This window comes from Bradyrhizobium sp. 26S5 (assembly GCF_036923295.1).
GTDB lineage: Bacteria > Pseudomonadota > Alphaproteobacteria > Rhizobiales > Xanthobacteraceae > Bradyrhizobium > Bradyrhizobium septentrionale.
Genome location: NZ_CP145948.1, coordinates 4,838,738 through 4,858,035 on the forward strand (window position 1 = coordinate 4,838,738; position 19,298 = coordinate 4,858,035).

General features: G+C 61.0%; 16 protein-coding genes and 2 pseudogenes. 6 read left to right on the forward strand and 12 right to left on the reverse strand.

The genetic code is table 11. The annotated features are described in order from the left end of the window. Positions 1–322 precede the first annotated feature (322 nt). From V5279_RS22410 to V5279_RS22435, 6 genes are all read right to left on the reverse strand, one after another. Entirely contained in the window at positions 323–514 is a 192-nt protein-coding gene (locus V5279_RS22410) for a hypothetical protein (RefSeq protein ID WP_165125094.1), read from the reverse strand. Positions 515–889: 375 nt separating this feature from the next. Further along, entirely contained in the window at positions 890–1,933 is a 1,044-nt protein-coding gene (locus V5279_RS22415) for an IS110 family transposase (protein ID WP_166073103.1), read from the reverse strand. Positions 1,934–2,125: 192 nt separating this feature from the next. Then, complete coding sequence (gene istB / locus V5279_RS22420; protein WP_176535476.1) at positions 2,126–2,968, reverse strand: IS21-like element helper ATPase IstB; 843 nt, start codon at positions 2,966–2,968, stop codon at positions 2,126–2,128. Continuing rightward, entirely contained in the window at positions 2,965–4,497 is a 1,533-nt protein-coding gene (gene istA / locus V5279_RS22425; protein WP_422389058.1) for an IS21 family transposase, read from the reverse strand. Before istA (V5279_RS22425) ends, istB (V5279_RS22420) begins: the two co-directional genes overlap by 4 nt. Before the next feature lie 548 nt (positions 4,498–5,045). After that, positions 5,046–5,168 carry a hypothetical protein gene (locus V5279_RS22430; RefSeq protein WP_338687685.1) on the reverse strand — a complete coding sequence of 41 codons (123 nt, stop codon included), beginning with the start codon at positions 5,166–5,168 and terminating at the stop codon, positions 5,046–5,048. Between the two features lie 832 nt (positions 5,169–6,000). Further along, complete coding sequence (locus tag V5279_RS22435; RefSeq protein ID WP_165123913.1) at positions 6,001–6,171, reverse strand: hypothetical protein; 171 nt, start codon at positions 6,169–6,171, stop codon at positions 6,001–6,003. Between the two features lie 696 nt (positions 6,172–6,867). Here V5279_RS22435 and V5279_RS22440 point away from each other — a divergent pair. Together V5279_RS22440 and V5279_RS22445 are read left to right on the forward strand one after the other, a co-directional pair. Continuing rightward, positions 6,868–7,041 carry a hypothetical protein gene (locus tag V5279_RS22440; protein WP_338687693.1) on the forward strand — a complete coding sequence of 58 codons (174 nt, stop codon included), beginning with the start codon at positions 6,868–6,870 and terminating at the stop codon, positions 7,039–7,041. An 803-nt stretch (positions 7,042–7,844) separates the two neighbouring features. Further along, entirely contained in the window at positions 7,845–8,591 is a 747-nt protein-coding gene (locus V5279_RS22445) for an outer membrane protein (protein WP_338687695.1), read from the forward strand. Between the two features lie 322 nt (positions 8,592–8,913). Here V5279_RS22445 and V5279_RS22450 read toward each other — a convergent pair whose 3' ends face one another. From V5279_RS22450 to V5279_RS22460, 3 genes are all read right to left on the reverse strand, one after another. Then, positions 8,914–9,363 carry a hypothetical protein gene (locus V5279_RS22450; protein ID WP_338687697.1) on the reverse strand — a complete coding sequence of 150 codons (450 nt, stop codon included), beginning with the start codon at positions 9,361–9,363 and terminating at the stop codon, positions 8,914–8,916. 546 nt (positions 9,364–9,909) lie between these two features. Further along, entirely contained in the window at positions 9,910–10,401 is a 492-nt protein-coding gene (locus V5279_RS22455) for a hypothetical protein (RefSeq protein WP_338687699.1), read from the reverse strand. Positions 10,402–10,928: 527 nt separating this feature from the next. Continuing rightward, entirely contained in the window at positions 10,929–12,617 is a 1,689-nt protein-coding gene (locus V5279_RS22460; RefSeq protein ID WP_165128454.1) for an aspartate:alanine exchanger family transporter, read from the reverse strand. Between the two features lie 137 nt (positions 12,618–12,754). Here V5279_RS22460 and V5279_RS22465 point away from each other — a divergent pair, with 137 nt between their 5' ends. Beyond that, complete coding sequence (locus V5279_RS22465) at positions 12,755–13,192, forward strand: HdeA/HdeB family chaperone (RefSeq protein ID WP_338687710.1); 438 nt, start codon at positions 12,755–12,757, stop codon at positions 13,190–13,192. A gap of 840 nt (positions 13,193–14,032) precedes the next feature. Here V5279_RS22465 and V5279_RS22470 read toward each other — a convergent pair. Beyond that, positions 14,033–14,224, reverse strand: a pseudogene (locus V5279_RS22470) (hypothetical protein); the annotation flags it as partial. Positions 14,225–14,380: 156 nt separating this feature from the next. Between V5279_RS22470 and V5279_RS22475 the strand changes: the two are divergent. From V5279_RS22475 to V5279_RS22485, 3 genes are all read left to right on the forward strand, one after another. Next, positions 14,381–14,824: a hypothetical protein gene (locus V5279_RS22475; RefSeq protein WP_338687713.1), complete on the forward strand. Its 444-nt coding sequence runs from the start codon at positions 14,381–14,383 to the stop codon at positions 14,822–14,824. Beyond that, entirely contained in the window at positions 14,817–16,049 is a 1,233-nt protein-coding gene (locus V5279_RS22480) for an HlyD family secretion protein (RefSeq protein ID WP_338687716.1), read from the forward strand. Before V5279_RS22475 ends, V5279_RS22480 begins: the two co-directional genes overlap by 8 nt. A 130-nt stretch (positions 16,050–16,179) precedes the next feature. Then, positions 16,180–16,707, forward strand: coding sequence for a hypothetical protein (locus V5279_RS22485; RefSeq protein WP_338687719.1), 528 nt, complete (start codon positions 16,180–16,182; stop codon positions 16,705–16,707). A gap of 144 nt (positions 16,708–16,851) precedes the next feature. On the opposite strand, the gene istB (V5279_RS22490) is transcribed toward V5279_RS22485, so the two are convergent. Beyond that, a complete protein-coding gene (gene istB / locus V5279_RS22490; protein WP_338687724.1) occupies positions 16,852–17,715 on the reverse strand; it encodes an IS21-like element helper ATPase IstB in 864 nt (287 codons plus the stop codon). An 8-nt stretch (positions 17,716–17,723) separates the two neighbouring features. Continuing rightward, positions 17,724–19,214, reverse strand: a pseudogene (gene istA, locus V5279_RS22495) (IS21 family transposase); the annotation flags it as partial. Between the last annotated feature and the right edge of the window lie 84 nt (positions 19,215–19,298).

Genomic DNA, 19,298 nt, shown 5'->3' on the forward strand with positions numbered 1-19,298 from the left:
AGAAACTCGACGCATTCATGGATTCGCTCAAAGGCACCGGGCGGCTGCAGGAATTCAACCGTGTCTATCGCGCGCAACGGGCGGGCCACTGAGGGCCGCCCGATCCAATTGAGCGAACGTGACCCCGGTCCCGGCTCGCTCTAACCAATGTGCGGCCCGGGTATAGAGGACGGACAAGGGCATGGTCTCCGGTCCCGTTTTTTAAGACAGCTCTTTTGGGCGGGATCGGGGATCATCTCCCCCAAACTACGACCCGTTCAAGCCGGGGGAGCCTCCGGAAGAACCTTTTGCGTAATGCCCTCAATGTCTATGCAGCCGATGCTCAGCCGTATCGGGCCTTGAGCAGATAGGCGCGCAAGTCTTCATCGTATCGATACGCGGCAAGATCAGGCAGGCGATCACCCGAGATTGCCAGCTCGTCTGATGTGATGATGGTCTTACGTCCAAGGTGCGCGATCTCGATGCGCTTGTAGGGTGAGGTGTGCCCGACAGGCACGGCTTCGCGATGGATCATGGCATGTCCCCGTACTGATCTCTGATTGGATAGGACCGGGGGTTTCGGTTTTCCTTTCTCCCGGTCCGCTGGCTCCCGGCCCCGTGTATAGCGCGACATGTATGGAACGGCCCGCGGGCGCAAGAGCTTTCTCAGTCGACTTCACACATGGGAGCGGTGCGGTCATGTATACGGCCTGTAAAGCGCGGCGCATGACCGCTGGCCTCGATGAAGTCCGCGACACAAGGGGCTAAATCAATCAGACGCGCTTGAAGCGCATTGTCGCGCCAGCCTCACTCGTGTCGGGATTTCGTCCCGTGGGTTCATCGCCTGTTATTGCTCCTTGCCCTCTGCCGGCCCGCGCCGGTCAGATATCTTTGACAACTGCTGTATTCATCAAGCGGCAGCCGTAGTCGTCGCTAGCGTCTCCGGATGCCGATAAATCCCGCCCCTGTTCAAGAGCGCCCAGGCAATTCGCGCTGTCTTGTTGGCCAGTGCGACCGCTGCCACCTTGTACGGACGTCTGGCGAGCAACGACTTCAACCATGGCGGCGCCCGATCAGCCTTCCGGGCAATTCGCAGGACGGATGTCGCCCCAAGAACGAGGAGGCTCCGAAGTTCGGGGTTTCCCATCTTCGAGATTCGCCCCATCCGCTCCTTGCCCCCACTCGAATGCTGTCGCGGCGTCAGTCCCAGCCAGGCAGCAAAGTGACGAGCGGATTTGAAGCCGCCGGGATCTGGCACCAGCGCCTTGATGGTCGCCGCTGTAATGGCTCCAATGCCGGGGATGGTAGTCAGTCGGCGCATGTCCTTGTCGGTCCTTGCCGCGGCAACAATGGCTCGCTCGAGCTTGTCAATCTGGTCCGCCTGAGCCTCGATCTGATCGGCAATTGCCGTCAGCGCGAAGCGCGCTGCCGCAGGCAAGCGGATATCTGCTACATCCCGTACGATTGCAACCAACGCCTCGACCTTTGTCCGGCCGGCGGCGGCAATGATGCCCAACTCAGCCAGATGCGAGCGCAGGGCGTTGATCGTCTGCGTTTGCTGTTTCACCAGAAGTGCGCGACTCTTCAGGACCATCATTCCGGCTTGTTGCTCGGCCGTTTTGATCGGAACGAAGCGCATGGTCTTGCGAGTCACGGCTTCGCTGATGGCCTCGGCATCCGCCGCATCCGTTTTTCCACGCTTCACAAACGGCTTGACGTAAGCTGGTGGGATCAGCCGCACTTCATGGCCGAGAGTTGCAATCTCGCGTGCCCAATAGTGAGCGCTGCCACAGGCTTCTATTCCGACAAGGCAGGCCGGCTGCTTCGAGAAGAAATGCAGGACCTCGCTGCGCCGTAGTCTCCGGTTGAACACCGGCGAGCCATCGGCACCCGCGCCGTGAACTTGAAAAATGTGCTTCGCCAAATCCAACCCGATGGTGCTAACCTGCTTCATGGAACGGTCCCTCCTTGTGGCGTTCGAACAACGACCACGTTTTAGCACGATGATGCTGTCGGAGCGGGCCGTTCCACCACATCAATCAGGATGAGAGCGGCGCGTCAATCAAGATGAGACGAGGCGGCCGAGTCAGGAGATAATTGACGCTGGCCGCCTACTTGGCAAGCGTTGATTGACGCTGCGCGACAATCAAGCGGCGCTGCCAGCGTCAATCACAGTCTTGTCGAGTTCGTTGGGGGTCGTGTGAACAGGTGGCCGGCCTGGACCGCGCTTGCGATCGAGGGCAACTTTTCGACGGTAACTTTCGACGTTCATCTCGAGGATCGTGGCGTGGTGGACCAAACGATCGATGGCAGCCAACGTCATTGCCTGGTCCGGGAAGATACGCCCCCATTCGCCAAATGGCTGATTGGCCGTGATCAGCAGCGAGCGTCGTTCGTAGCGGGCGGCGATCAACTCGAACAGCACACTGGTTTCCGCCTGATCCTTGCTCACATATGTGATGTCGTCGAGGATCAGGAGGTCATAGCGATCGAGTTTGGCGATCGCGGACTCCAGCGCCAGCTCGCGCCGCGCGACCTGCAGCCGTTGCACCAGATCAGTGGTGCGCGCGAAGAGAACGCGCCAACCGTTCTCGACGAGAGCCAGGCCGATCGCCGTGCCGAGATGGGTCTTGCCGCCGCCCGGTGGACCGAACAAGAGCAAATTGGCGCCGGCCTTCAACCAGGCGTCGCCAGCGGCGAGCGCCATCGCCTGTGCCTTTGATAGCATCGGCACGCTTTCGAAGTCGAAGGTGGCGAGCGTCTTGCCGGCGGGCAAACGCGCTTCCACCATGTGTCGCTCGATCCGACGGCGGGTGCGATCGGCCGCCTCGTGCTCGGCAAGGGCGGCGAGGAAGCGGGCGGCAGGCCACCCTTCCTTGTCCGACTGTGCGGCGAGCTTCGGCCAGATCGCCTTGACGCCCGGCAGGCGGAGCTCATTGAGAAGCAGCTCGACACGGGCAGCATCGACGGAGGTAGCGATACCGGTCATGCTGCCTCTCCCAGGTTCGAGCGGCCCGACATGACGCTGACGGAGGCGAGTTCATCGTAGACGTCGAGCGGCGCCAGCTTGACGGCGACACGCGGGATCGAGGCCGCCTCGGGTCGGAAGCGGTCGCGCAGCGCGGCAAGATCGGGTAACTGTCCGGCGTCCAGATCCATCGCGATCACCTCGGCGAGTTCTGCTTCGCAGGCGCGCTCGTGAGCCAGCGCCAGAAGCTCGACCGTCACCTTGCAGGCGCGCCGGTCATCACCATGCTCCCGCAAGGTCTCGAACAGACGTTTGTAAGCTGCACGCGGGAAGAGTTGGTCGCGATAAACGAGATTGAGGAGCGCCATCGGCTTGCGCCGCAGGGCATGGATGACGTGCCGGTAATCCACAACATGACCGCCCTGGCTCTCGGACACAGGCCGACCGCGCCGCAGCGTCACGACCGGCGTGACGCCAAGGAAGCATTCGAGCCGGTCGTCGAAGATGCGCACACGCAGGCGATGGCCGATCAATCTTGAAGGCACGGTGTAGAATACGCGCCGCAGGATGAAGCCGCCTGACGACGTCACCGGGATCACTTTCTCCTCGAAGTCGGTCGTGCGGCCTTTTGGCAGCGGCGCCAAGGCCTCCTTCTCGAGCGCGATCGGCTTGGCGAGGTTGGCGTTGCGCCGGCCGACAATCTCGTCGACAAAAGCCCGGTACGCATCGAGACTGGCGAACTCGCGCGTCCCCCGCAGCAACAGCGCATCTTCCAGTGCCCGCTTGAGATGGCCGTGCGCGCTCTCGATCGAGCCGTTCTCATGTGCGATGCCCGCATTGTTGCGCGTTGGCGCCATGCCATAGTGGCCCATCAGCCCGGCGTAGCGCTGCGTCAGATCCCCCCGTGCGTCGGCGGCCAGATTGCGGAATGCTGCCGACAGGCTGTCGCTGCGATGCTCCCGCGGCACGCCGCCAAGCGCCCACAGCGCGTTCTGCAAGCCCTCCGCCAGGGCGACGAAGCTTTCGCCGCCGAGCACGACATGGACATGCTCGAAGCCGGAGAACGCCAACCGGAAGTGATAGAGCCGGTGATCGAGCGGCTCACCCGCGATGGTAATACCGAGCGCGCTCACGTCGGTGAAGTCGGACAGACCCAGGCGGCCGGGCTCGTGCTGCTGGCGGAAGATCACGTCCTGTTCGGGGCCGTTGAGCGCCCGCCAGGCGTTGATGCGCCGCTCCAGCGTGCGGCGGATGTTCGGGTTCAAGTCATGATGCCGTCGGCGCAGCTCGTCCAGCACGCCGATCACGCGGATGCCGGGCGCAGCCTTCAGGATCGGAACGATCTCGGCGTCCCAATACTGCCCGAGCGGATCGGACCGGCGCCGGCCCCTCGGCGTCTTCTTCTGCGATGGCGGGCGACAATCGCCCTCGATTCGATACGCGCTTGCCTTCGAGAACCCCGCCTTGGCCGCGGCGGCCTCGGGGGACAGTGTCAGTCGGTACGTCATGTACAGCCTCATCTGGTGGTCGGTGATGTGGAGGCCAGGCAAGGCATCGATTCCCTCTTGTCGAGACGAACCAACAGCTTGCACCAGCCGCACCCGGCCGCCAGACGGGTCCAAAAACGCGCGACGCCGATGGGGACGGTCCTCCGGTCGGGCTGCGCCCTCCCTTCGGTCCGTCCCCATCGGCGCAGTCTCACCTTGATTGTCGCTGGAGTCTCACCCTGATCGCCGCCGCGCACCCGTGGCCTCATCCAGCGCGGGGCCGGGGATGCTCTCAGTGGCGCAACTGAGGCGGCCTCATTGCTTTGTTATCTGGGTATGTGCCGGTTGATTGATCGCATGCCCCACAGAAGAAGGTGTTACCGAATTCCAAGCGACTCACTTTAAAGCCCGCAGGAATGGCCTCCACCCTAAAATCAAAGGCCTTTTTGGCCTTCGAAAGACGGGCAGCCCCTGACATTCCACAGTTCGGGCATGAAACTAACTCGGTCCACTGATCGCTGCGTTGCATCGTGTAGACTCTTTCACTGGCGGACAAAGCGCGCGGCGCGACGGTTGTCTGATTGTAAAAGAGGTCGCCAACTGAGGCGGCCTCAATGCACGATGAAGGCACTCGTAAGCATCACCGCGATAAGCAGAGTGCCGCCGAAAATAGCGATGCCAAGACTGACGCGTGCTGGGATTGAATATGAATCGAAATGGGGTTGTTCGATCATGCCACGCTCCCTTGTCTCTGGGCGGGGAGCGCGAACGCTCTCAGTCACCGGCAGACGCCGTTACAGGGCGGTGATGGCCGGAGGTTGGAACAGCCGACGTTCCAAGGCTGGTCAATATTGCTCACGTGCCAAAAGAAATTGACGTGTCGTTAGCGAATTGGGGCGTTCCCCGATTCAAATTGGGACAATTGCCCTCAAAATCCGGACAGCTTTCGCTATTCGTTCTCTTCGGACTAAATCCCTTGATCTAGATCAAAGGGCCGAGCAATGGACAGAACCTACCCGGGACGGATGACACTCGCGCTGGGGAACTAGGACACTGTTGCATACAGGCTATTGCGGGAGGATCAGAGAGGAGCCCAGTATCGAAGCTGCCGACCTCCAAGAAGACAAATCGGCGGATCAGGTGACGGCCCCAGCACCGGCCCCCAGCCCCCCAGAGGTGCTGGGGCCGTTTCTCTTAGGAACACCCAGCCAGTTACGGCCGCGGCCGTCAAAAAAGGCCCCGGAGCGGTACGAGCCGAGGCCGTTGGAGTATTTGTATCTAAGCATTTCCAGACTGACATCAGGCTTAGGCCAACCCGAAAACTCCCCCGGATTGCGCATGAAAGAGGCCGCCAACTAAGGCGGCCTTTCTTCATATAAAAACGCCGCCCGCTTAAATATATCGCGGACGGCGGCTTCCCGCCCCGGGTGGGTTTGCAAAACCCCGGTAAGGCACAAATTGCATATCCAGCTCGTGGGGTCTGAGCAAAATTGCTCACTTTCCCTCTTTTGCAGAGGTGACTTGTTCGGTCCTCCAAAATGAAAGAGGCCGCCAACTGAGGCGGCCTCACGACGCCTTCTTGGTCTTTTTCTTTTTGGATTTGATCACGTCAGCTTGCGCCCGGTAGGCGCGCGCCATTGCCTGCAATCCCTCCGCTAAGTCCCGGTCGAGAGCGGAGAGTGCGGCGCGCTCCGCCCTGTCAGCCTGCTTGCGAAGAGACTTAATCATCTTGGCCATAGCCTGTCCTAATGAGGCACGTACTCATAGACGACAAGTGCACCGAGCCCGATCAATGGCAACCAAGACGGCTATTGCGAGAACGGATTGCGGCCTTACTTCTCGTCGCTCGTCCGCGTTTTCAAATACTCGACGTAGCGGTCAGTCTGGTTGGCTAGCCGACTCCAGCTAAATGCCAAGTTGGTTAGGAACGTTTTTTCAATCTTAGGTTCCGGTGCCAAAGCCAATTGACGACATTCCGCTGCCAGTGATCGGCAACGTTCGGCCTGGAATAGGGGCATACGCCAACAGGCGCTTGTGCGGCGCTCAATGCAAGTTAATTCCGCACAGCAAAAAGAAGGCGGGGCTCGGAGAGGGTTTGCCCGAGCCCCTAGCATCCCGGAACAGCATCCCTCCCTCTGGGGACCGCTCGGTATGCTGACAAAATCACGTGACGGCTCGAATGGTCTGTGCACTTTGAGCTAGGGCAGGCCGTATTCAAATTAGGCCACCGCCCTACATCGTGAAGAGGACAATCAGAACCAGCACGGAAAGTGCGATTGAGATGCAACCGGCGCTGGCCAGCAGCACCGGCCGGTCAGTGTTTCGCGTTGATACAGATCAATTGTCAGCCGCTCATTGGGCGCAAAGTGCACAGGCGCAACGTGCGCCTTTTTGAGGTGATGAGCCGCCAAACAAGACGGTGATGAGGATATTATGACCCATGTTCTAATCGTCATGAGCTGGCTCGGCGCTGTCAATGGCGCCGCGATATCGACACAGGAATTTACGAGCGCAGAGCGTTGCGAAGCAGCCCGGCAGGCAGTGATCGACTACGCCAAGGCCCGTGGCCTTGACGAGACGCTTAGGCCCATCTGCATGCAAAAGTGACACTGGATAGATAGGTTGGCCGATGTCTGCCATGGGTCAAAAGGCGAAATTCCGGGTCGACCAGCGCACGTCTGCTTTGGCCCCAAAAACGGACACTCCCTTCGTTGATGGTTTGCACCGTGTTGCGTGGTGACGTGATGCGCGACGGCTGTGTCTTGGATCGTGACGCCGTCCTGCTATCGTCTCCGGGCTCGCACGAGCATGGTCACGACCACTGCTGCCACAACAAAAAGAACGACGATGGCGAGTGCTTCAAATGCCCCCATAGCGGCGATCCTCCGTCAGGCCAGCCATCTTCCCTAACGTTAACTCATCAGAAGGACGGTCCCGTGCGGCAAATCGCATCGGAGGCCACTACTGCGCGCGTCCGTCTCCATGGACCCGCCACTAAATTTTGGGGCCCTCTGTGAGCGTAGGTAACCGCCGGGACCGCGCGACCGCATCCATTGAAGAAATCTGGCGCGAGAAAATCCGTGGTTGCAGCTTCAGGCGAGGCAACACGTCTGCCTAGGACGCGCCCAGCTCGACGAAGGTCTCGCTGCATTTGCGGGCACGATCAATCCGCACTCACCGAAGCAGCTTGTCCCAGCTTCCCAGATCTTCGCCTGGCTCGCCGATGAAGACGCGAGTGGCGAAAGGCCTCACGGCAACGACCAGCAATAGTGCAAGGTGTCGTGCATAAACCTTTGTATATGAGTGTTGCCATTTTGTTACGGAGGTCTTAGCCCGACACACACTACGCTCTGCGCCGGTAGTGCAAGTGGTTTGCATGCGAACGTGCAGTTGAGAGAGGGGACACTGGGATGAGAAAGTTCTTAGCCGCCGCTGTCAGTTTCGCGGCAATTGCCATGGCCGCCGCACCTGCATCGGCCGCCGACATGGCCGTCAAGGCCCCGCCTCCGGCTCCGCTGCCCGTGATCTACAACTGGAGCGGCTTCTACATAGGCGCCAACGGCGGCTGGGGACAGAGCCGAAATTGCTGGGATTTCGTGGGGGTGGCCGGTACGGTCATCGGTGACGGCTGCCGCGAGCGGTCAGGAGGCCTCGTCGGCGGGCAGATCGGCTACCGTTGGCAGGCCAATCAGTGGGTGTTCGGCCTGGAAGCCCAGGGGGATTGGGCTGATCTCAGCAGCCAGCGTGCCAGTATTATCGCTCCGGCGTTCTCGACCCGCACGACAACGGACGGCATCGGGCTTTTCACTGGCCAGATCGGCTACGCCTGGAACGCCTCACTGTTGTACGTGAAGGGCGGCGCGGCGGTCACGAGCAATCGTTTCAGCATCCTTAGCACGCTTACCGGCGCCGAACTGGCCTCCGCAAGCGCGACCCGCTGGGGTGGGACCGTGGGTGTGGGCTGGGAGTACGGCTTTGCACCAAATTGGTCTGCCGGTATTGAATACGACCATCTGTTCATGGGGAACGCGAACAATTCGTTCTCTGTCGTCAATCCGATTGTTGCCGGTGCGCTCAATCGGATCAGCCAAGACGTCGATATGGTCACCTTGCGCATCAACTACCGCTTCGGCGGTTACGGCGCAGCGAGATACTGACCTCGTCCTATTCCAACTTTTCCCGTAAACTGGGCCGGCAGAAATGCCGGCCGATTTTGTTGGAGGGAATATGTCTGAAGAACCCGTCAGACGGGCGATCCGACCGCAATCGAACCGCCGCCAGGCTGCTGCCGTGGTTGCAGCTTCAGGCGAGGCAACACGTCTGCCTAGACGCGCCCAGCTCGACGAAGGTCTCGCTGTATTGCGGGCACGATCAATCCGCACGTCCCAAGGCAACTCATTCCGTCGTCCCGCATCCAAGCTTGGCTTATCGATGAACAATGAAACGCTGAGCGAGATACAGGTCCCGACCCGACGCCGATCACCAGGTTCCGAAGCCGAACCAGCCGAACTGCCCCCGTCGTGCCGCCAGAAGCATCTGCGGCTGGACGTTTCGCCTCGGTCGAGCCGCAACATGCAACTTCTTGCGTTGTCGCTTGCGATCGACGGTTTCAGGCGGGCGTGTATCCGGCAGCATCGCGAAAGAATTCGCCACCCCCGGGCTCTGTGCGACGGTAACGGGCGGTTCGGTCACATCCGACGAAGTTGCGACCTCGGTCGGCTCGGCCCCGGGCGCAGCGGCGACGATCACCGGCGATCGGGTATCGAAGTCAACACGCTCGGGCCATTTGCGATCCGAGTGGATACGTATGGCCGGCCGGTTCGCAGCCGCCTGATCGACGGTCGGGGCTCTCGGCAGCGAATAATCTGCAACAAAGAGCAGTGCGAGCAACACTGCTCCGACCTTCCAAAAATATGCCGCCAGTGGCATGCCGGTCGCTCCGGTGCGCTCCCGAAACATTGACCTTGGGCTCGTCCTGTCACGTCGTCTATCGAGCCGCACGGCGGCGACTGGAACCGGTTCTGGCTCACTTTGCCCGCGCCATCATCATTGCCCATCGTGCTCTGTTAATAGACACCGCGCCGCACGGCGCGCCGTGTTTGGCGGAAATCGCGACGGTCGACACGACGCGCAGTCACGCGGGCGCGCCGGTACGTGATGGCCTGCGCTTGATCAACACTTAACTCGACGCCGCGCGGTGTCACCTGCGGCGAGACCGGAACCGTCGCCAACACCACTGCTGCAAACAGCAGTCCGATAATTGAGAAAGCTCTCATTGCACCTACTCCCTGTTGTCACATTGGGTAGACGGCAAAGGCTGTCTGGTCTGTGTGCCTATTGTCGACAACTGTTATAGGCAATCTGATAGACCGGCGGAGTGTTGATCTAGGTCAATCATTAATACTCTTTCGTCGGAGCAGATCGCAAAAAGGCGGCCGAGAAAGCCGCCTCTTTCGCGATGCGTAGGTGGGGCCCCTACTGACAGAAATACATCTGACCGTCGTCAAGTTTAATTGCGCCACCCGGCGTGCATTTAATGCTGTTACGCGCCGAGTAATCATCCCATCCGGAATAACCGTAGTAGGGGCTATGTCCGTGGTAAGCCCTGTGGACGTAGTGAGCTTGCCCAAAGTAAGGATCAGTTTGGGCCGCGTAAGCGCCGCGCCAATTGTTGTTTCCCCAATTGTTGTTTCCCCAAGCGTTAGGCGCAGCCGTGGCGGCGATAGCGGCACCCGTGCCGACCGCTGCGACGCCTGCGCCGACAACACCTGCCCCGTAGTAGGCCGCCCGTCGGTTCTGACGACGCGCAACGCCCGCAACGCTCACGGGGGTTAGCGGGCGACCAACCCGCGCCTGGGCGCTCTCGACTGACAGCGAGATGCCGCCTTGCTCAGCCCAACCAAAGGAGAACAGTGCTGCACAACCGAAGGCAGAAGCTGCAAGCGTTGCCTTTTTTACATACTTCATGAGTCTCTTCTCCGTTTTGAGGAATACCCACCCCATCCTTCACCAATGAATGCATGCCTTCACGCGTGTTGACGCAGATCAACGCGGCTAGACGTTCAGCCGGGGCATCGGTCACGTTCCCGTTATCGCGCGATATAGCGGACCCAGTCCTGACCGACCGCAAGACGCCCGAGCGGCTGATGTCTCTGATGGGTCAAACACGGAAGTCGGAACACGCAACAGTAGCGTCCGCTTCACCCCGACACCGGACTTTCGATAGCCCGCGCGGCACTTCCGAAAAAGGCCAAGAGGCGACATGGGATCGCGTCAATAAATGAAAGAAGCCGCCAACTGAGGCGGCCTCTGGTCGAGCGCTCCGGCAACACCTTTTTTGGGGCCACGGGGCCGGTACTGGGGCCATCTACCGGCCCGGGTGGTCGGTCGGGCCAGGTTGCGGGGAATTACCCTGAAATAAACATAACGGCGGCTGCCAGTGCGACAGAGCGGTCGGAAGATTGCGGCCAACTGCCTACGCATCGTCGCCGCCGTCAGCCGGTATAAGTGAGCGCCACGATGATCGGGCCGAGTACAGTCAGGACGACATTGCCGATGGCGTAGGGCACTGCGACGCCGAGTACTGGGGTCTGACTCTCGGCGACTTCGCAGGCTCCGGTCACCGCAGCATCGACGGTCATGGCGCCAGCCAGCGCCCCACAGGTGATGACCGGATTCATGTGCAACACATAGCGCGCAAACAGCGTCGCGACGATCAGCGGCACCAGCGTGACGACCAGGCCCATGCCCACCAGCAAGGCCCCGTGCGCCTGTATCGCAGCCCAGGCCGCGGCTCCGTTGCCGAGGCCGACTGCTGCGATGAAGCCACCGAGCCCGAGATCGCTCAGTGTCTGCTGTGCCGCGCGTGGTAACGCTCCGATGGTCGGCCGGCGCGACCGCAGCCAGCCGCAGACGAGGCCAGCGATCAGCGCGCCGCCGCCGCCGCCCAAGGTCAGCGGGATGCCGCCGACCCTGAAGCTGACGAGACCCGCGAGGAGGCCCGCGGCGATGCCGGTTGCGAGAAACGCGATGTCGGCGCGGTCGCCGGAGCGCAGGATCTGCCCGACCTTCGTGGCGGCGCGCTCGATGTTGCGAGTGCTGCCGACGAGCGTCATGACGTCCCCGACATAGACGCGGGTGTCCGGGCCCAACGGGACCTCGCGGCCCATCCTGGTCAGCGTGCGGAGATAGACGCCGCGGGCGTCGTTGCCGACGCGTTCAGCGATCTCCTTGATCGATCGGCCATGGAGATGGCGGCTGTCGACGAGGACGTCGATCACGTTGCCCGGGATTGCCTTCAGGATTTCGTCGGCATCGATTTCGTTGCCGATGACCGGCTTTGCCGCGACGAGGGCAGCGGTTCGCCCGGCGACGACGATGTCGTCGCCGGGTTCGAGAATGGTGTCGAGGCGCGGCTCGATATCGGCTCCCTGCCGCACGATTCGCTCGACGACAGTGCGGCTGCCAATTTCCTCTTCGACGTCCTTGACCGTGCGTCCCGCGGCGGCCAATACCCGGTACGCGCGCGCCTGGAATTTGCGATAGTGGAGATTTTCACTCTGTGGCGGGTTGCCGCCGGAAAGCTCCGCCTCTAGCTTCGCCGCCTCCGCCTTCAAATCGATCCGCATCAGTTTCGGTGCGACAAACGGCACGTACAGGAGCGTGAGAATATAGCCGAGGACATAGGTGACGGCGTATCCGGCTGCGATGTTTGCTTCCTGCTGCTTCAAAGCATCACTGGACAGGCCGACCTGCGCGAGCGCTCCGGACGCCGTGCCGATGATGGAAGATTGCGTCAGCCCACCGGCGGCAAGTCCCGAGGCCGTGCCCGGATCGAGCTTGAACGTGAATGCAAATATCAAAACGAGGATGAGGCCTGTGCTGCCGAGCACGAGCGCCATGACGACCTGCGCCAGGGTGCGGATGCTCAAGGAGGCGAAGAATTCGGGGCCGGACCGGTAGCCGATCGTGAACACAAACAGGCTGAACAGAAGCACGCGCAGCACCGACGGGAATGTAAAGGTCCCGAGCTGACCAATGAGAACGGCCACCACCAGTATGCAGGCTGTCGTTCCGATCGAGAAACCACGAATCTTGACTCGGCCCAGCACCGTGCCGATGGCGATCGAAAGCAGCAGGAAGATTTCCGGAGCGGTGGTGATCATCCACCTGACGGTACCCATGGCGCATGCCCTCCAGCCATTTGCGCGGAATCTGGTCAGTGAAACCCGGCGACGCTTGATTCAGATCAATCCTCGCACGGCGAGAGCCTGCGGCCTCAAGGCCATCGTCGATAAGAGGGGCACGTCTCGGTGCTTCGGTGCTTGCCACAGGCTCCTTGTGCAGCGCGGCACAAAAGAAAGAGCTTAATCTAGATCAAACCCGCCGCCGCGTTTCGCAGATTGATCTGAATCAATACTGGCAGCTCCTTCCTGAATGCGCCTCATCGGTGACGGAGTTGATTATGCGGAAATCCGTGCTCTATCTGATCCTCGCGGGCGCGACCTGGCCATGCGCAGCCCATGCGCAAGCTAAGATCGATATGGCCCGTGTGACATGTGCCGACTATCTAGCGCTTTCAGCCGAAGACTCGGCGGTCTTTTCTGCGTGGATGAGCGGTTGGTTCAATCAGAAAACCGGTTACGTGTTCGTTGACTTGAATGCCTATGCTCGAAACGTCGCGAATGTGAAGTCGTGGTGCGCTTTAAACCCGACGCAAACCGTGATGGCCGGTCTTCAACGCGCAACGGCTCAATAGCGACCACAGGCGACACTGGAGGCCTTATGAAACGGACCATCATTTCCAGCTTCTGTGTGCTGATCCTGACGAATTGCCCTACTGCAAGACGCACAGGTCGGATACCGTCATGAATGCAATGCAGAAGAACTGGCACTAGACTTAGCGTCCGGGCCTGCCGGCACTCTCTTTCGGAGGCTGACCCACGATGGGGTTGAGCCGAAGTTGCCAGCTTAAGGGCGGATCTTCGCGGTTGACCAGGTCGACATCGTCACATGCAGTATGAAGCCCGGCGGCGCGCATCTCCGCGGATCCGTCAGCAATACTTTTTGCCTGGCTCAAATCACCAGCGCGGTGTTAACGGGTCATTCCGGTCGCACATCTGCGGATGGCTCGGCGAGTCCGGCGCACCGTCGTTCTCTCGACGCACACTCCGTTAACGCGTGTCTGGTGTCGCAATCAACAAGGCGAAGACAGCAACATGGTCCAGCAGCGGCGGCATCCCTCCGGCTTCATCGAACCGTGCCTGCCGTTCGCGGTTCCTTGGACGCCTGCATTCCAGATTGCACGGTGTTCCGTGGCTGAACAGCCGGTTTACACAATCACCTGGCAAGAGGGTCCACGACGGGCAGCTTAGGGGCGATGATTCTGTCCGCCGCCCCACGAAGGGCGCCGGCGAGTTTCGATGGGTTCAGTTAAGCGCAACGACATCCACTGGCTCCGAGGCATTCATAATGGGCTAGGAGGCCGCGTAGAGCCGACTTGGCACCTCGGGCGTCAAATACTCGCCTCCAGGCAAATCTCTGCTCCACGCGGCCTCGCAGACGCAGGGCGCTTCCGCCAGCGGACCGCGAATGGTCCCGAGGCCAGCTTGACCTTCTCGTCCTCGCTGAGACCGGACGGCTTGCTCAACCGCTCGATCAAGGCGTGCTTCTCGGCCTCCACAACAGCCGCACGCTTGGCATGTTCCTCGGCCTTCTCCGCTTCCTGGAGCGCCGCCTGCTTCTGGATCTCGTGCGCCTTCGGGATCAGGTCGTCAATTTTGTCTCGCATGGCTGGGGACTCCTGGGATCAATCTTGAGCCTTGCCCGAGAACGGTAGGAGCGAGCCGACCGTCTTCTTTGATCCAAATCAAGCAAGGCGCGCGTCAGGAAGGCACGGTGCCAGGCACGGCTGCGAAAGCGCCAGCGCCCGGAAGGGAGTTGAAAATTGAGCGAACAGATGCATCCGGCAGCCCCCCATCATCTGCCGTTCTTCATTCCCGGCGCCGACGGGGCGGACACCCTGATGGTGGTGATGGGCATTTTCCTTGTAGCTACAGTCTTATGGGTTGGCACCCTTTACTGGAAGCTGCACAGCCTGCCGGAGCGCATGGCGCACAAGTCCCAGAAGCTGCAGTTTGAGATCGTCGCCGTCCTCGGCCTGATATCGCTTTTCACCCACATGCATATCTTCTGGGTCGCCGGCCTGCTGCTGGCACTCATCGACCTGCCGGATTTCGGCACGCCGATGCGCAGCATTGCCGATTCCGTCGAGCGCATAGCCGACGCCACGCCGGGCGCGCCCGCTGCCGAACCGGAAGCCGAATCCGTATCTGGCGGCAGTCCCGACGTCCGGACGCCCGCGAAGCAAGAGGTGCACAACCATGCTTGAGCTGATGATCTGCTCGCTGGTGACGATCCTGCCGGATTACCTCTACCGCCGCTATCGGCAAGGCAAGCGGTTCGGCAAGGAGATCACGTTCTTCTCCATCTGGTACGAGCTGAGGTGGGGCATCACCAGCTGCCTGATGCTCACGATCTCACTGATCACGATGATCTTCTACTTTCATCCCTCGACAACCGCCGCGGCGATCTACTTCAGGACCGTGCCGATCCTGCCCGAAGGCTCCGGCCGCGTCGCCGAGGTCAATGTCGCCTTCACCCAATCGGTAAAGAAGGGTGACGTCCTGTTCCGGCTCGATGGTTCGAGCCAGGAGGCTGCGCTGGAGACCGCCAGGCGAAAGATCGCCGAGGTGGATGCGTCGCTGATCTCTGCGCAGGCCGATGTCGTCAAGGCGGACGCTCAGACAGGGGAGGCGAAAGCCTCCTTGCAGCAAGCCAAGGACGAGCTGGATGTGAAGAGTGAATTGCAGCGCCGCAATCCCGGCATTGTGCCGCAACGCGACATCGAGAAGCTGCAGGTTCTGGTTGATCAGCGGCAGTCCGGCGTCGATGCGGCCAACGCCGTCAAGCAATCGGCGACGTTGCGCGTCACTACGCTCCTGCCGGCCGAGAAGGCAAGTGCCGAGGCCGCGCAGGCGCAGGCGCAAGTGGATCTCGACAAGACGTTCATCCGGGCCGGCGTCGATGGCCGTGTCGAGCAATTCCTCGTTCGCCCCGGGGATCTCGTCGCCCAGATCATGCGGCCGGCCGGAATCCTGATACCGGACGAAGCGGGCCGGAACAGCTTGCAGGCAGGGTTCGGGCAGATCGAGGCCCAGGTCATGAAGCCCGGCATGGTCGCGGAAGCCACGTGCATCTCGAAACCCTGGGTGATCATTCCGCTGGTCGTCACCAGCGTGCAGGATTTCATCGCCGCCGGCCAGTTTCGGGCCACCGAGCTGTTGATCGACCCGCAGAGCCTGCAAAAGCCTGGTTCGATCCTCGTGTTCCTTGAGCCGCTCTACAAGGGCGGCCTTGACGGCGTGACACCAGGCAGCAGTTGCATCGTCAATGCCTACACCAGCAACCATGACGTGATCGCCGATCCGAAAACCGGCGCGTTGAAGGGGTTTGCCCTGCACGTCGTCGACGCGACCGCACTCGTTCATGCATTGCTGCTTCGGATCCAGGCGCTGCTGCTGCCGATCCAGACGCTGGTGTTGAGTGGTCACTGACGGGCGCGAACAGGCCGGTGTTTCCTGTGAGACAAGTCAGGTCGAGAATGAGCAACCCCATGACGGCAAGTCGTGAAGACAAACCCGGCTAAATTTGTGATAAGGCTAGATAACACCAAAGGGTCCAATCGTGCCGACACTGCAAAAGCCGAAGCACGAAATTGTCGCCAATGCACTTGCCTCCGGTAAGAGCCAAGCCGAGGCGTACCGGGCGGCCGGCTACGTCTACAAGCCCGCGAATGCGAGTAGGCTTTGCAGACGACCGTCGATTGAAGCCCGAGTGCGAGAAATCGTAGAGGAGCGCGCCCATAGTGAGGCGAAGGCAAGAGAAATCGGCGTACAGCGTGCCGCACTTACGGAAGAGTGGATCATTCTCCGACTAAAGCATGTAATTGATTTATCTATCCGCGGGCTTCCGGTTTACGACCGGGACGGCGACGCGACCGGGATCTTCAAGCCCAATCTGGATGCTGCCATAAGCGGGTTGAAGCTGGCCGCGAAGATTGCGGGACTTCTTGTGCACAGACATGAGATTGACCAGTCCGGAGCATTCGCGCGAATGACGGATGCAGAGTTAAATCGAGCGCTGTTCGAGCAGTTTAAAGCGCTCGGTCTGTCGGACCGTGCGATGGTGGAGATTCGGGCATTTGCTGAATGATCGGCAGCATCTAAAGGCGTGCGGCGGTTCAGGTTGGATCGTGAGGCACGTCCATCGCCGACCATTGAAAGCGGAAGTGCTAAGCGACGGACTTGCGACATGGCAGCCTCATAGAGCGTCCTCCGGTGGTGCCCGCCATGGGTGTCAATCGGCCTGCAAATTTGACCCCTCATCGGCGTCCAATTTTGACCCCTTCGTGCGGCGGGGTTTGCTGGTAGCGCTCGTCTCGTCGGAGCTGGCCGGGATAGCGGAGGCGAGACGAGCGCGGGTGGCGTGATCGTCGTCTCGGCTCTTGAATCGCCAGCTGTCGTTGCCGGTCTCGACGATGTCGCAGTGATGGGTCAATCGGTCGAGCAGCGCGGTGGTCATTTTGGCGTCGCCGAACACGCTCGGCCATTCGCCGAAGGCGAGATTGGTGGTCACGATGATGGAGGCCCGCTCATAGAGCCGGCTGACGAGGTGGAAGAGAAGCTGTCCACCGGACTGGGCGAAGGGCAAATAGCCGAGTTCATCCAGCACGATGAAGTCCATCCGGGTCAGATGCTCGGCGAGCCGTCCTTGCCGTCCGTTGCGGGTCTCGGTCTCGAGGCGATTGACGAGGTCGACTACGTTGAAGAAGCGGCCGCGGGCACCGGATCGGATGCAGCTTCTGGCGATGGCAATGGCCAGGTGGGTCTTGCCTGTGCCGGTTCCGCCAACCAGCACGACGTTGCGTTGTTGGGCGATGAAGCCGCCGCCAGCGAGATCATTGACGAGCGTCTGATTGATCGGCGTGCCGTCGAACTGGAAGTCGGCGATGTCCTTGGCAAGCGGCAGCTTGGCAATGGTGAGCTGGTATTTGATCGACCTTGCTTGCTTCTCGTTGATCTCGGCGTTGAGCAGGTCGCCGACAATGCGCTGAGGTTCGTGCTGGCGCTTGACGGCGGTTGCCATGATCTCGTCGAAGGCGGCCTTCATGCCGTAGAGCTTCAGTTCGCCCATGAGGTCGAAGATTTGGGTTCGTTCCATCAGATGGTCCTCCGGAGGTTGTCGTAGCGGGCACAATCGGCGATCGGTGCATGACGGAGCGTCAGTGCGGCCGGCGTCATGATGTTGGCCGGTGGGGCGGGTTCACGTTGACGGGCCAGGATATTGAGCACGACATCGGCGGAATGGACGCCATGACCGAGCGCTTCGGCACAGGCCGCTTCCACCGCGGGCAGACCGTCAGTCAGCACCGCGTTGAGGATGTCGACCATCTGCCGATTGCCATCGTCGGTGCTGGCAAGCTTGCGCCGGATCCGCTCGATCGCGGCCGGCAGCACCCAGTCTTTGAAGGGAGCACCGTTGCGCAAGGCGCCGGGTTTGCGGGCGAGCACCGGCACATAATGCCAGGGGTCGTAGACGGTATCGCCGCGGCCAAAGGATCGCGGGTGCTCGGCAACGATGCATCCATCCTGACGGATCACGATGCGATCGGCATAGGCTTGAACCTCGACCGGTCGTCCGACTGCGCTGGCTGCGACCGAGTACTTGTTGTTGTCGAAGCGCACCAGGCAGGTCTTCGAGACCGATGCCGTCACCGCATGGAAGCCGTCGAAGCGGCCGGCATAGGGAACGAGTTTGGGGCGTTCGGCTTCGAACACTTCCCAGATCGTCTGATCGACCAGCTCCGGATGGCGATGAGCCTTGGCGTAGGCGATGCATTTGTCGAGCAGCCAGGCGTTTAACTCGTCGAGGTTTTTGAACCGCAGCCGCGGCGTGAAGAAGCGTTCCCTGACCAGCCCGACCTGGTTCTCGACCTGCCCCTTCTCCCAGCCCGACGCTGGCGTGCAGGCGACCGGATCGACCAGATAGTGGCTGCACATCTGCAGGAAGCGGCGATTGTAGAGACGCCCTTTACCGACGAAGATCGTCTCTACGGCAGTCTTCATGTTGTCGTAGATGCCGCGGGTGCAGGTACCTTTGAACAGGGCGAACGCCCGGTCGTGGGCGTCGAACACCATCTCCTGCGTCTCCCGCGGATAGGCCCGCACGAACAGCATGCGGCTGTGGCAGAGCCGGACATGGGCGGCCTTCACCATTACCGTGGTGCCGCTCAGCAAGACCACCTCGTGGCTCCAGTCGAACTGATAGGCTTCGCCTGGGGCAAAGCTCAGCGGGACATAAGCGGCCGCGGTCGATTGCCCGCGTTCTTTGCTCCACCGCCTGGCGTAACGCCGCACCGCATCGTAACCGCCGTCATAGCCGCGGCCGCGCAGCTCTTCGAAGATCCGGATCAACGTCAGCTGTTCACGAGCCGATTTGGCCGCGTTCGCCGCCAGCAATCCGTCAAGCTCTACTGCCCATCGTCCCAGCTTTGGCCGCGGCTGCACCTGCCGCTCGTACTCGAAGGAGGTCTCTCCCGACCTCAGCACCTTCCGGACCGTGTTCCGCGACACCTTCAGGTCACGGGCGATCTCCTTGATTGTCTTGCCCTTGATGAAGTGCTCGCGCCGGATCCGGGCAATCGTCTCCACGATCAGCATCCCCCACCACCTGCTTCGTTCCAAAGCAGGCAGCGCAACAGACCAATCTGTAGGGGGTCAATTTTGGACGCCGATCCCCCGGCT